The sequence below is a fragment of the Blautia sp. TM10-2 genome (genome assembly GCF_003480845.1).
Lineage (GTDB): Bacteria > Bacillota > Clostridia > Lachnospirales > Lachnospiraceae > Fusicatenibacter > Fusicatenibacter saccharivorans.
In genome coordinates this window covers 157307-172106 of the sequence record NZ_QUJZ01000007.1, presented here as the reverse complement: position 1 = coordinate 172106, position 14800 = coordinate 157307, and the positions used below count along the sequence as shown (strand labels likewise).

Sequence of the window (14800 nt, the reverse complement as noted above, 5' to 3'; positions counted from 1 at the left end):
TCACATATCTACCTTTCTTTCGCTCTGCTTCTATGATTTTTCTGCAATTCTTCCAACACTTCGGGCGGTATTTTTGACAGCAGCCGCCCCATCTGCTCGTTGGTTCTCTGCAATTCAAATATCTTCTGATTCGCTTTCTGCACCTTTAGTTCCTGCTCGTACTTTTCATCACGCATACGCCCCGCATAGTCTGATTCCTGCCCAATTCTCTCTTTCAAACTGTCGATATACGCCTGCTGTTTCCCGATTTCCTTAGAGAATTTCTCCACGTCTGGCAGCCATGCAGAGAGTAAATCTAACGCTTTATCCCTTTTCTTCCCTGCGTTAAAGGCGTTGATGTCGGATAGGGCAGACACGATTTCTTCATACTGTTTATCAAGCCTGCCGCCTAATTTATAGAGCCATGTGGGGACGTGTTTCCGCTTGGTTTCCATTGAGGACTGCCCCCGTTCAAGCTGATTCCACCGTGAGGACATCCGCTCATGGTAGGCGGTCTGCCACTCGGATAATGATTTCTGGTTGCCTAAGATAGCTTTCGCTGACAGCTTATTGTCTGGCGTAATCGGCACAAAGCAGAGGTGCATATGGGGCGTTCTCTCGTCCATATGGACGACAGCGGAGAGGATATTCTGCTTTCCAACACGCTCCGAAATGAAGTCAAGAGCCGTCTGGAAATACGCTTTTTGTTCTTCGGGCGGTAACTGGTTCATAAATTCTGGTGAAGCTGTGATGAGCGTTTCCACCATCATCACGCTGTCTTTCCTTGTCCTGCACCCCGCTTCGGCTACCATGCGGTTAATCTCTTTCTTGTAGGTGTACTTTGGTGGTGCTATGAGATGGTAATTGTTTTTAGAGCGTTCCATATCTATATCTGGGTTGCTTTTGTAGGCTTCTTTCTTCCGCTCGTTGTGGCGTTCACAAGCCGCAACGCCGCCCGCTTTTCGTTTCTGGAAACGCAGGATTGCATAAGGCATAGGCGGATTCCTCCTTTCTTTCGGCGGGTGACCGTCCTTTGGGGTGACAGCGGTGACGGTGGTGACAGCAGTTTTGGGATACCCCCTGCCGACTGCCGCAACTGTCACCCTCACCCCCTGCATGACGGTCATGTCGATGATGACGGTGTTTTTGGGATACCCCCCTCGCAAGAGCCGTCACCGTCATGCCGCCATTCTTTTATCCGAAGCCGTAAGGCGTAGGATAGCAGGGCACAGCCCTGCCTTAAGGGAGTCCAGAGGGAACGTCTGGCACACGACTTTGCAGGGCAAAGTGTAGTGTGTTACACCCTGTAAACGCAGTCGGAAAAATCGGAATGATTTTTCTGACCGCAGGGGTGGTTTTACACGACCGAAAAGGGCGAGTAAATCTCACGCCTGCATTTTGCGTTTACGGGGTGTTCTCCCGTAGGGATGACAGCGGCAGGGTATCCTAAAATCACTGTCACCACCGTCACTGCTGTCACCCGCAGGGCAGAGCCGCCAGCTTTACATGGCTTTAAGCGTCAATGACAGTAACAGGGGGGTATCCTAATATCGCTGTCACCACCATCACCGCTGTCACCCGCCCTCCTTGCAAGGGCAATCCGCCTGCCGTCTTTCCTGCGGCTGTACTGGTAGCAGATACGGTTCTCGCTTAAAAATGTGGTGCGGTATTCATTCAGCCATTTCGTAATCACCGTGGGTATGGTTTCCGTTTCCCCCATAGCGGCTAACAGTTCCGTTGCCGTGCCTATCCATTCTTCCTTATCCCTCATAAAATCCACCAACCGAAAAAGGACATCTGGTATCGTTTCTTTCGCAAGCTGCTCCTGCGTTTTCCGCTCCACAAGCTCCCAACGGCAATCACGGAAACGCAGCGTGTATTCCTGATAAGGCGTGTCCCTGCCCGTCACATACAGCTTGGCGGTGTCAGACGCACGTTTCTCCTTTTCCAGAACAAAGGTAGCGTCCGCACTCCCCGTTAATCCTGTCGTCCCAGACACCTTGTTGAACACGTCGCTGTCATTCTGCTTTCGGATGTGGTGTACGACAATGACCGCCAGAGAGTGCCTGTCGGCAAAGTCTTTGATGAGGGAGATGTCCCCATAGTCGCTTGCATAGGCATTGTCTTTTGAAGCTGTACGGACTTTCTGCAAGGTATCAATGACAATGAGCCTGCTGTCTGGGTAATCTTTCAGATAATCTTCAAGCTGCACGATAAGACCGTCTGACAGCTTGCAGCTTGCCACGGCAAAGTGGAGCCGCCCGCTTGCTTCGTCCGTCAAACGAAATAACCTGTCCTGTATGCGGCAGAACGTGTCCTCAAGGCAGAGGTAAAGCACATCGCCCTCCATTGTCGGCATATCCCATAAAGGGATTCCCTGCGACACGCATAAGCATAGCTTCAGCATGAGCCAGCTTTTGCCTATCTTCTGTGAGCCGCAGAACAGCGATAAGCCTGTCGGGATAAGGCTGTCCACCACAAAGGATGGTTTCTCAAGCGGTTCATAAAGGAGCGTTTCGGCGTTGACTGTCTGTAACTTCTGCATGGCTTTCCTCCTTTCGGGCGGTGTCTTTGTTTTCGTTGCACATAGGCGTTGACCTCCTTAAAAATAGATTTACTCCCACGGAAAAAAGTGAGAGTATGTAATGCCGCCAATCCCACACAAATAAAAAACAGATTTCTTTTTCGGGCGGTGTCGGTCACGGTTGGAGATATTTCTTCAATTTCCGCCTTTACTTTCTCCTTTGCAATCGCAACAGATTTCTGTATTGCCGAAGCGGTGCAATGCTCCATAGCGGCGATTTGGTAAAAATTGAACTCATACTCGTAGTAGAGCAGGAAACGCCGCCTTTGTATCTCTGGAAGGCTCCCAACCGCCTTATAGAGCGTTTCATTCCGTTCTTCCTCAACCATGCGTTCATCAAGGCTCTTAGGCACACGCAACGCCCGTCTGTAAAGGGTTTCGTCCCATACCTCGTTAAACTCCCTGTGCCGCTCGTCCCATTAGAAAAGATTCCTGTTCCTGCGCTCCATCTGCCGAAACTCCATAAAGAACTGTTCCGACACTTCCAACTCGTGGGATTTGCCCTGCCCGTCCTTAAAGCTGATAAAATACCTTGTGCCGCTTTCCGTGGATTCCTCCCGAAGCGTGTATGCCTTAACCCTGTATGCCATCCTGTTGTCCTCCTGCAAAAAATGAGTGAGGGGATTTCCATCCCTCACCCAGTAGCCCGCAGGATGGCAGGCTGTTTTAGAAGCTATAAAATTTTCCGCAGCTTCTTCCGCAGATGGTCTAACCTCGCATAGATGGCACCAGTCGTCAAATGCACAAGCGGGGCAATCTCCTTTGTGGAATACCCCTGCATTTTCAGCAGGACGATTTTCAAGGTACGCCCGTCCACCGTGACTAATACTTGATAGAGATTTTCGCTCTCAATCTCTTCCAGTAACTCCGCAACCGTACCCACTTCCGCCTGCCGCTCCCTGCCTGCCATGTCCTCAAGATATTCCGCAACGTCATTCGTCCATCGGTAAAACCGCCTGTTGGAATTGAAGTCTGCCCTGTCCGCCATGCGTATCTGCTCAATGGTCGCTTCATCAACGCCGCACTCACGCAGCAGCTTTTCCTCCGCTTCTTTCCAGATACGCCATTTCCTGTCCTCCCGTCCGTGGTTGTATGCCATTCTTACTTCCTCCAATCAGAATTGATTGAGAGGGCAGAGAAAAGCCCCCTCATCTTCCCAAAGGAAAAAACAAGGGGGCTGAACGCCTTAAATTTTAATTTTCTATTATCTTTCTTAGTTTTATTAGGATTCTGGCTTTGCGTTTGTTTACAACGCTCTGGGTTATGCCCAACCTCGCCCCGACTTCACGCTCGGAAAGTCCGTCAAAAAAGATTGCCTGTATCAGCTCCTGTTCACTATCCGACAGCAAAGGCAGGGCGGCTTTCAGCCTGTCCACCATGACCGCATTGACAACGGTTTCTGCAATGTCCACCGCTTCATCAGTGATAAAGTCCAGAGGATTCCCCTCGCTGTCCGTAAATCCGTCGAGAGATAGCAGTCTATTCTTTGTATCTAATTTTTGCAGATAACGCCACCGTTCCTTGTCACGGTAGAAGTCTGTGTATTGCTCCCTCACGACTTCAAGCAGACAGCCTTGAATGGGGATAAACAGCTTGTCCATATAGGTCTGGTCGGATTCCCTGCAACGGCAGAACTCCGTGTAGGATAATTCCACATAGCCGCCACTTTCTCTGATATATACCTTTCTTGGTGCATATTTCACCATAAATACCTCCCATCTGAATTTTTGAAATGTAAAAAATCCAGATGGAGAGGCGGAGAACGACACCGCATATCAGAAACAGCCCTACGGCACTTTCCAACAAAAATCGACAAAAGAAAAACCGCAAAGGCTCTGTGACCTTTACGGTTATAGGAAATAGTAATTCTATTGTATGGAGATTGTACTTCTACTTTCAAGGTGAGAAGTACCGTTGCACTGGCAGAAATTTTTTTAACTGGTTTCCTGCCGTTCTCTGATATGCTATGTATTGATAAATTTTGCTTCGTATGAGCAGATAGATAACTGCCCGAAAAAAGGACATAAAAAAATCCCTCCAAATTTAAAAACAAATTCAGAGGGTAATTTAGGGTATAACAAAATAACCCACCCGAATATCGTTTTTTTTATTTGGTGAGTTTGTTCTTTCAAATACGAAACAAAAAGAGCCGATGATTCGTGAATTGTTCCACAATTTCATCGGCTCTGCGTCTTAAGCGTCTGGCTCTTTGATGACAGTTATCTTCAAGTTGTCAACTTTAATCAATCTTTCTTGTCTGCATTTTGGACAATAAAGGGGATAATTCTCCAAAACAGTGTCCTTCCTAATTTTATTACGGGTTTTGCTCCCACAAACAGGACACAATATCCATTCGCATTTCATCATAATTAGTCTCTAATCCTTTCAAATCTCATTTTATATGACTTTTGCAAGCTGTTAAGCTAACTTGTGGAACATATGCCGAACCTTATCTATACGGCTATTCGGGCGGCGGGGTTGGCAAATAAATTTACCAATAGCTGGCTGGTATCCTTTTAACTCTGTCAAGCAGACTCCCTGCCCATTTGTGAAATAAGTTAAATCGTTCCTGTATTCTTGAATACATCTAGCAGGGATTTCTCCTTTCAGAATGACCTCGTCATTCTTTATCTGAGTACTTACAATATCTGCACAATACCTTGGAGCATCATGATACGCCCGTGAGAGATATTCCTGCGGTGCATAAATTTCAAAGTGGAGATATGGCTCTAATAGTTCTGTCCCTGCTTTTTTTAAAGCCTGCTCCAATACGATAGGGGAAAGCAGCCGAAAGTCTGCGGGGGTACTTACAGGACTATAATACAATCCATATTCAAAACAGATTTTACAGTCTGTCACTTTCCATCCATACAGCCCCTGCTCGCAGCCATAAAGAACCCCCTCCATAACCGCATTTTGGAACGATTGATTTAAATATCCAAGTGAAACTCTGCTTTCATACTGCACTCCGCTTCCAATAGGGAGCGGCTCTATGGACAACCCGACAGAAGCCCAGAAAGGATTTGGCGGGACTTCTATGTGGATGGTATATTCTGCTTTTCTAAGCGGTCTTTCCATATATATAACAGTAGGCTCTTTTATTTCTGCCTCCACATGATATTTTTCCTCAAGGATGGCACAAATGACTTCCATCTGCACATTCCCCAAAAAAGAAAGTATAATCTCATGCGTTGTAGTATCCACATAATATTTTAAAAGAGGGTCGCCATCTGAAATTTCTGTAAGTGCCCCAAGCAATATTTCCCGCTGTTCAGATTTCTTTACTGCAATCGTTGTTTGGAGCATAGGGAGAGGATTTTCAATAAATTTTCTCTGCGGCAACAGTATTTCGTTCCCCAAAATACTGTTTAGCTGCAAAACATCATTTGGTAAAATTACAATATCACCAGAGCAGGCTGTATCGGATGAATATAATTCACCGTTTGTCGGAACACACATCTCTGTGATTTTTATTTTCTCTTTTTCAGATATTCTAATAACATCCCTCAAATGCAATGTTCCGCTATATATACGCACATAAACAAAACGCCGCCTTTTCTCTGAATATTCAATCTTAAAAACCTGCCCGCATAGTTCAGATTGACCTTCAGGCGTTGATGAATAAAATTTACTGGCAATTACTTCTATAAGCTGCCGAATCCCCAGATTGTTTTTAGCGCTTCCGTGATAAACTGGAAATAACGTTCCGTTTTGGAATCTCCTGTTTTCTTCCTGTTCCAGTTCTGACATTTTAAACGGTTTCCCTGACATATATTTCTCTAATAGTTCATCGTTTCCCATAATTACCGCATCCCACTGTTCCATATCGTCATTGTCCGTTACATTTATATGGGGATGCTGCCCAACCTTTTGCTTCACTATAATTTCCGAAGAAAGCTTTGCTTTCATTTCCCGATATACCATTGGCAAATCAATCCCCTCTTGGTCAATTTTATTGATGAAAAAAATTGTCGGAATCTTCATTATCTGTAGTGCATGAAACAGTATACGGGTCTGTGCCTGTATGCCATCCTTTGCAGAAACTAATAATACTGCTCCGTCTAATACGGATAAAGAACGGTATACTTCCGCCAAAAAATCCATATGGCCTGGCGTATCTATAATGTTGACTTTTACATCCTCCCACTGAAAAGATGTCACTGCTGTCTGGATAGTGATTCCCCTTTGACGCTCCAAATTCATTGTATCTGTCCTTGTTGTGCCTTCATCTACGCTCCCTAGTTCTGCAATTGCACCACTGGTATACAATAAACTTTCCGTTAATGTTGTCTTTCCTGCGTCAACGTGAGCCAGAATGCCTAAGTTAATTATTTTCATGTGATTTTCCTCCTATCAACACCCAAAAAAGGGCATAAAAATACCCAGTGATAAATACTCCTATCACTGGGTAAATAACTCCAATAGCCCCAAAACACTTATATGTTTTCGGGCATATAAAATTACATGATAAAAGTATTCTTAAACTGGGTACAAAAAACTAAGCCCCATATTAAAAGTGAAACGGGACTGCTACTTTTTGTTCCCACTATCAAATTGACAGTTTATTTAAGAATACCTTGCCGCATATTTATTAACTCCTTGTATAATACTGAATCTAATTATATTCCTTAACCCTTTATTTGTCAAGCTGACAAACTAAAGCAGAAAAAGCGGCAGGATTTCCCCCTGCCACTAATCATCTGTTTATGCAAAAATAATTTCCTTTTCCACAATCTCCCTCGCACAAGCCCTTATGTTATTGAGGCATCCTGTCCATTCTAAGGCGTTTTCTGCCTTTAGCTGTTCCGTTATGCCCTGTGCCTGTTTCATACCCTCTATGAGCCTTTCAAAGCGTTCCTGTGCCTGTCTGTTGATGTCGGCAAGGTAGGCGTTTAGCCTGCCGCTTGTAAGAAGATTGGTGTATGTAACTTTACGGTACTGTTTTAGATAATCTAAATGCCGTTGCCCCCAGATGCCTATTGCCTGTTCTTCTTCGGCGGGTACAGTTAAGCACGGTATCAAATAATCCCCTTGCCTTTCGTATTTGCCGCCCAGTTCCTCAAATAATGATTTTGCCATTGTCTGTTACCTCCACATTCTTTTTTATTTTGAATGTCCGCAAAATCCGTCCTACATCGGATGGACGCCACGGTACATCAAGATGGTGCAACGCAATCAAACGATCCTGCACGTTTGTTCCAGCACCCATTTTAGAAGTAGATCCGATCAGAAAACGAACCTGTCCGCTACGGACTTTAGCAAATAATTCAGCTTTTTTCTGATCTGTATTGGCGTCATGAATAAATGCAATCTCATCTTCCGGCACACCCTTTTTCATAAGGAGAGACTTTAACTCATCATATACGCTAAAAGATTCATCCCTATTTTTCCTTGGCGTAGATAAATCACAAAAAATAAGCTGTGTAGATCTTTCTGAAGTGGTTTCTTCCCAGATATGATAAGATTTTTCGGCACACACTGCAACTTTTGAATTTTCATTCGCAGGTAGCATTTCGTTTATCAGACGCTGATCGAGAGCAAGTTTCCGGCCGTCGTTTGTTATCCTCAACATGTTGTCTTGATAAGGTGACACAAGCTGGTTTCTGACTGCTTCAGCGCGATTAGCAAGCGATGCAACCATTTCTTTCTGGTATTCGCTTGGTTTCAGAACTACATTTTCGTATTGAGCCTCCGGAACAGGAAGATTCAGCATATCTGCAGTTTTAATGTCGGCCGCTTCTTTGAATACTGAAATTAGCTCAGGAAGATTGAAAAAGCGAGAAAACCTTCTTTTTGTACGGTAACCAACCCCCTCTGGAGCTAACTCAATCGCTGTTTGTGTTTCACCAAATGATGCTGCCCAGGAATCAAATTGTGTCATTCCCAATCTTTTCAGTGTGCCGTACTGCAGATAACGCATATTTGTATACAGCTCTGTCATACTGTTGGAAATCGGCGTTCCGGTAGCAAAGGTGATACCTTTGCCGCCGGTTAGTTCATCCATATATTGGCATTTTGCAAACATGTCTGAGGACTTCTGGGCTTCTGTCTGCGGGATACCTGCCACATTGCGCATTTTAGTATACAAAAACAGATTCTTATAGTTATGGCTTTCGTCCACAAACAGCCTGTCTATACCGAGTTCTTCAAAATTTACAACTTGATCTTTCCTGGTTTGGTCATAAAGCTTGGCAAGACGCGTTTCCAGACTCTTTTTGGTCTTTTCCATCTGTTTAATGGTAAATCGTTCGCCACTCTCTGCTTTTATTTCCTTGAGTCCTTTTTCGATCTCATCAATCTGTTGTATAATTGTATTTTTCTGTCGCTCGTCGGAAAGCGGTATTTTTTCAAATTGGCTATGCCCGATAATAACTGCATCATAATCTCCGGTAGCAATCCTGGAACAGAATTTTTGCCGGTTTGCCGGTTCAAAATCTTTTTTCCGGGCCGCAAGGATGTTTGCCCCCGGATATAACCGCAGGAAATCAGAAGCCCATTGTTCTACGAGGTGATTTGGAACAACAAATAATGATTTCTGGCATAAACCGAGTCTTTTGCTCTCCATCGCTGCAGCAATCATTTCAAATGTCTTTCCAGCACCAACACACTGGGCAAGTAATGTATTGTTGCCGTATAAAATATGGGCTATTGCATTTTTCTGGTGCGGCTTTAATTCAATATCTGGCGTCATGCCAGGAAATGTCAAATGAGAGCCTTCATATTCCCGTGGACGAACAGAATTGAATAATTCGTTATACGTTTCTACAATCTTCTGTCTTCGTTCCGGATCACGGAATATCCAGTCTTTAAACGCTTCTTTTATGTTTTCCTGCTTTTGACTTGCAATAGTCGTTTCTTCCTTATTCAGTACCCTCCTTTCATCAAAGGTATCATAAATTTTTATGTCTTTCAAATTTAAGGTATCTTCCAGCAACTTATACGCAGTTACTCTTGTGGTTCCAAATGTGGTATTTGCAAAAGAGCGGGAAGTTTCAGCATTTTTTCCGGCAATGTTCCATGTACTTGTTATATTCGAAAAACTTGTTTTTACAGCACCAGGATCTAATAGATAATGTGGTGTTTGAAAGACTTCCCCCATGAAGTCATCTATATACTTCGGATCAATCCATGTGGCACCAATCCTGATCTCTATCTCTGAGGCATCGAGATTTTGGGGCTGTATCTGTTTAAGTGCCTGCACATTAATGCTAAACTCAGGTTTTGTTTCTGCGTAAGATGTTGCAATTTTGAGTTTTTCCCGGACATTACCGCTTAAATATTCATCTGCAGTCTCCCATTTTCCGGTGATTGGGTCTTCAAATATGACACCGCGAAGTTCTTCCACAATTTCTTTGGTATCTTTTCCGGAAAGTTCACTCATATACGGAAGATCAACAACAGCCTTTTCTGAAAGAGATACGGTCAATGCTTCACTGGCTGTGTCAACGCTTGTAACAACTTTCTCCTGCTTAATTGTACGCTTTTGGAATATAGCAGCCTTTTCCTTGAAATTTCCTTCTTCATCAAGGTTTTCTAATGAGCAAATCAGAGAATAACTGGAATCCTGATCAAATGCGATTCTGTTTGCACGCGAATTCAGTATACCGAATTTTGCTGTATATCCATCATACAACGCACTCAGTTCTTCCTGCTTTTGTTTAATGTCTGCATCGGAATACTCATTCAGCTGCAAATTAATTAACGCACGAGTACAATCCCGAATGCCGATCATTCCCTTGATCCGCTCTTTTGCTGTGGCCGAAACGTCAACAGGACGCATAACGGAATTTTCCCGGTAATAAATTTCCTTTCCAACAACCGTAAAGCTATAATTTTTGACGTTTGGATCTGCAGAAAGTAGCTCTTCTAAGTCCTCCGTAAGAATCTCTTCCGGATCAATCGTATCAAATTCTCCATTGATATTTTGCAGAGACTCCTGTAATTGTTCTTCAAACGGTTGCGAATCATCTGCTGTGCAGGTACTTTCCATTCCATAAGGACCGGACACCATTTCCATTTTTCCAACAATTTGTTCTGGATGTTCAACAAAATAATTGTTCATGGTAATGTCTGATCCATCTTTTCCAAGATAGACCCAATCCGGATCAGAAACGATCATATGATCCCGTTTTTTCAAAAACAAAATATCGGATGTTACTTCTGTTCCTGCATTCGCTTTAAAGGCTGTATTTGGAAGCCTGACAGCACCAAGTAACTCGGCCCGTTGTGCCAGATATTTCCGCACTTCCGGATTGGATTTGTCCAGTGTTCCTTTGCTTGTGATAAAGGCAACAATACCACCGGGACGTACTTTATCCAGTGTTTTTGCAAAGAAGTAATCATGGATCAGGAAATTGTTCCGATCGTATTTCTTATCTACCACCTTGTATTGTCCAAACGGAACATTTCCAATGGCAAGATCAAAAAAGTTATCTGGATATGTAGTTTTTTCAAAACCACATATCTGTATGTTAGCATGTGGATACAGCTGTTTGGCAATCCGTCCGGAAATACTGTCCAGTTCAACTCCATATAAGTTGCTTTCTTTCATGGAGTCCGGCATCATGCCCAAAAAGTTTCCAACTCCCATTGCCGGTTCCAGAACGTTTCCTTTGGAAAAACCCATTCGTTCCAAAGCACTGTAAATTTGCCGGATAATCACTGGACTGGTATAATGTGCGTTTAAAGTGCTTTCCCTGGCCATACGGTATTCATCCGGCGATAATGCAGCCTTTAATTGCTGATATTCTTCAGACCAGTTTGGTTTGCTTTCGTCAAAGGCATCCGCCAGTCCACCCCATCCAATATATTGACTGAGAACCTGCTGTTCTTCTGCTGTAGCGTATCTGTTTTCCGATTCGATCCGGTTAAGCAGCACAATGGCAGCAAGATTCCTTCTGAATTTCTCTTTTGGAGATCCTTCCCCCAAATGGTCATCACTGATCTGAAAATTGGAAGCTGCACTTTTATCCGGTGCAGCTTTACTTTCTTCTTGTTTTTCTTCGGTATCTGGCGTCGTTTCGTCTGGAATAGAATTTTCAATGTCTCTTCCATCTGCAGCAAGTTCATCGGCCCATGCCATGGCATCTTCCAAATATTCAAAAGTTTCCAATGGCGGATAACCTTCTGCATCATAAATGGAATATACGGCATTTCCTTTGTTGATCCACAAAAAGACATCCGAAAAAAGCCTTGCGCTCCATTTTGTTGGATTTCCAAACGCATCATCTGCCTCATGTACCACCTGCCAGGATAACCGTTGCAGTTCTTCCCCATCAAGTTTGGCACCAACTTCCGCTTCATGTCGATCAATGTCTTCTTCAGCAAGAATGTCGATATAATAGTCCTCTACTTCAACTTTATCTGGCTTATGGTCAAATTCAAAGACTCGATTTTTACACTGAACATAATAAAAGTCCGGATCATCAACACAATTTCCGATCAGATATTTAACGTTTCCAGATTCCCACTGGTCAATCAGAATGCAGAGATGGCCATCCAGTGTAAGCTGTTCCTGTACTACCTGTTCTTTTTCATGCTGCAGGTTTCTGACTTGGTTTGTAAATCCATCCAAAATAGTTGGATGGGTGTTTAAGATCAGTGTATTGCTCCATTCTCCTTCTGTAAGGATGGAACTCGCCCATTCTTTGTTTCTTAGAGAAAACCGACCTTCCTTCCATGCCTGCACAATGGTATTGGCCAAAACAAATTGTACACAGTCTATGCCGTATTTTTCTACAATTTCAGATACCGTATTTTGTGGAACGGAAAATCCATTGTATTTTTCGGCAATCTGTTTTTCGATCTCCTGTTTGCACTCTAACCGGATTCCGTTATTCAGCCGGGTAATTTCGGCTTCTTTTGCCTTTTTTTCCTGTTCTTTTTTATAATTCTTATACTCTTCTTTTTCCTGTGGTGAAAAGTATTTGTCTGCATAAATCAGCTCGCAGATTCTTTCTTCTACGACATTCCAATTTAAAAGGACTTTTGTATATGGATTTAAAAGGCTTCCTTTCTCCAGGAGAATACCTTTCGCATCATGTTCACTGTTGGAACTACTATTGCCAGGTAACGCACCGGATTGGCCACCAATCCCATATTCTTTTTTCAGAAAGTCTGCATTTTCTTTCTGGTTATGCAGGTCCATGAAATATTCGTAGATTCGAAATTTTCCATCTGCAAAACCACTTCCAATGCAAAGGGCATAGTCGATTTCGTCCTGTGTGATGAAATCTTCCTGTCTGACATCTACCGTATCATGAAGTGGAAAATGAATTCTCTCCCTGTCAAGATCCGCGATTTCGGATAATAGATATCCTGGAGATTTCACAGTTTTCGGCTTTAATTCTCCATAGGAAATCCGTGCATCGACATCTTCCAAAAAGCTTTCCAGCTGTTCTCTTCCTTCATGCGTAGAAAGAAGAGTTTCTATTTTTTCTATACTGTTAAGTTCTTCCGGTACATCATCTATCCAATCACGGAGAAAATAGCCGATCTGATAAGATACCCTCTCCATCTCTGTTTTGTCTACGAGTGCTGCCTCGTTCGCATCCATATACAAGCCATACGTAATCATGGCGTGAATGTACTTTTCGATTTGATCCCAGCTTAATGTTGTAACTACAGATTCCGCTGCCTGCATACCATAACCAGCAGTCATTCCGTTTTCATCAAACCATACAGATATTGGATGACCGTGTAATTCAAAACCTTTGCCGACCTGACTATATTCTTTTTTCAGGAAAGCAATTATTTCATCGGTACTTTTTCCTTCGGTATATTTGGCGTAAATCCGTTTCCGGCTATCTTTTTGCCCGCCACCACTTCGGATGATTACTTCAAGATCGGTTTCCGGCAAATAGAAAGCAGCGGGCATAGTATATTTTTTACTTGCTTCCGCTGCTGTAATTGATCCTCTCTGTTCCTCTGCTGATGGAAACAGACTTAATTGTGTGTATGATTCCTCTGGTTTTACAAAATTGGTCGGCTGTAAATCAGTTCTTTCAGTACGACTTCCTCCGCCCGGCTCTGGATGCTGTTCATCTTCTTCACCCAAAGCATCTGATCCTGTGCTTTGAGCTGTTCGTTTACTCCTTCTTTCTCCGCCATCTGGGATGTCAGGACTTCCATCCTCTCTCTTGCCTGTTCCTGAATCTCGAGAAGATGTGCTTTCAGCGTTCCTTCCAGAAACATTGCTGTTCTCGCCCCATCGTATCTCTCCCTCAGAAATTTGTCCCTCAGAAGTCCGTATTTCGTTACCATTCCCTCCGGTTCCGGATTTGCTTTCAGTTTCGGAATCAGATAATCTCCCATCTGTTCGTATTCCAGGTCCATTTTGTTTTCCTCCTTCAATATTATCTTTATCTTTGGAATTACCCTCTTGCAAACTTTCACGCTTTAAAGCATTATATCGCGGTTGTGGTGCATTTGCAAGTTCTTTTTTGGAGATTTCTTTTTCCTGTTCTTTCTCGCGAATTTTATCATAAATGCGTACTGTTTTTCCGATTTCTGCAAGAACACCTCTGGCAGAATCATTAATTTTTGTTCCTAATACTGACAATGTTTTAATAGAAACAAACTGATTGATATAATCAAATGAAAATTCATGATCGGAAATTTCTATTTCACAGGCCGATAAAATTGTAAAAGAAACACTTTCCGATATAAGTTTTTTTAAGCAAAGAGCAAAGTCCTGTTCGCTCAGTTTATCAAATCCTATCCTATCCTGTAAATCCGGATAATCAATTTGAAGTTCTGTATAGGCATCCGCCGCGAGCTGATCTGAAATTTCAATAATTCTTTCTTCAAAGGGTTTTGTGCTGTCTGTACTGCCATATATTTGTTCGAGCCTATGCAGTACATCACTTTTATGTTCTTCCCGCAGTTTCCACGCCTTCGGATAACGTCCATTTGGCTTTACAGCATGAACATTCGAAACATCAAATACATATTTAAGCTTATGACCGTATGTTGCAGTATCATCCGGAAGTGCAATTCCTGAAGATCCTTTATTTACCCAGCAGTTCATACGTTTATTCCATATCTCGATGGAAGCACACGCTGTTGCATCCGGATTCTGTGCATAAATCAGAAGCTGTTCTTTAAACGGATATTTATAAATCCGTGCAGCGGAGGTCAGGAACTTCATCCAGGATTCCCGGTTCTTTGAAACCCTTTTAGCTGTTTTTTCTGCAAGATTCACTATGTATTCATATTTATCCATCTTATCTTCCTTCT

7 protein-coding genes and 2 pseudogenes are annotated in these 14800 nt (G+C 43.2%); all 9 read right to left on the bottom strand.

Translation table 11 applies throughout. The features are described 5' to 3' along the window. Positions 1-8: 8 nt before the first annotated feature. The 9 genes and pseudogenes from mobV to DXD92_RS08910 all read right to left on the bottom strand — a co-directional run bounded on the left by mobV (position 9) and on the right by DXD92_RS08910 (position 14786). A complete protein-coding gene (gene mobV / locus DXD92_RS08960) occupies positions 9-974 on the bottom strand; it encodes a MobV family relaxase (RefSeq protein WP_001820668.1) in 966 nt (321 codons plus the stop codon). A gap of 517 nt (positions 975-1491) precedes the next feature. Continuing rightward, a pseudogene (locus tag DXD92_RS08955) lies at positions 1492-2524 on the bottom strand (AAA family ATPase). Between the two features lie 154 nt (positions 2525-2678). Then, positions 2679-3153: pseudogene (locus tag DXD92_RS08950) on the bottom strand (RNA polymerase sigma factor). A gap of 83 nt (positions 3154-3236) precedes the next feature. Beyond that, positions 3237-3662, bottom strand: a complete 426-nt coding sequence (locus DXD92_RS08945) for a sigma-70 family RNA polymerase sigma factor (protein WP_000323895.1) — start codon at positions 3660-3662, stop codon at positions 3237-3239. A 94-nt stretch (positions 3663-3756) separates the two neighbouring features. After that, positions 3757-4266 (bottom strand): sigma-70 family RNA polymerase sigma factor, encoded by a 510-nt coding sequence (locus DXD92_RS08940; protein WP_105116765.1) that lies wholly within the window; start codon positions 4264-4266, stop codon positions 3757-3759. Between the two features lie 490 nt (positions 4267-4756). Then, the gene (locus DXD92_RS08925) at positions 4757-4927 is read right to left on the bottom strand and encodes a cysteine-rich KTR domain-containing protein (protein ID WP_004614788.1); all 171 of its coding nucleotides are present in this window, start codon (positions 4925-4927) and stop codon (positions 4757-4759) included. Positions 4928-4981: 54 nt separating this feature from the next. Beyond that, a complete protein-coding gene (tet(O), locus tag DXD92_RS08920) occupies positions 4982-6901 on the bottom strand; it encodes a tetracycline resistance ribosomal protection protein Tet(O) (protein WP_000691758.1) in 1920 nt (639 codons plus the stop codon). 366 nt (positions 6902-7267) lie between these two features. Next, positions 7268-7642: a TnpV protein gene (locus DXD92_RS08915; protein ID WP_001129922.1), complete on the bottom strand. Its 375-nt coding sequence runs from the start codon at positions 7640-7642 to the stop codon at positions 7268-7270. Continuing rightward, positions 7623-14786, bottom strand: coding sequence for a DUF3849 domain-containing protein (locus tag DXD92_RS08910; RefSeq protein ID WP_118640431.1), 7164 nt, complete (start codon positions 14784-14786; stop codon positions 7623-7625). The genes DXD92_RS08915 and DXD92_RS08910 overlap by 20 nt, the downstream gene beginning before the upstream one ends. Positions 14787-14800: the final 14 nt, after the last annotated feature.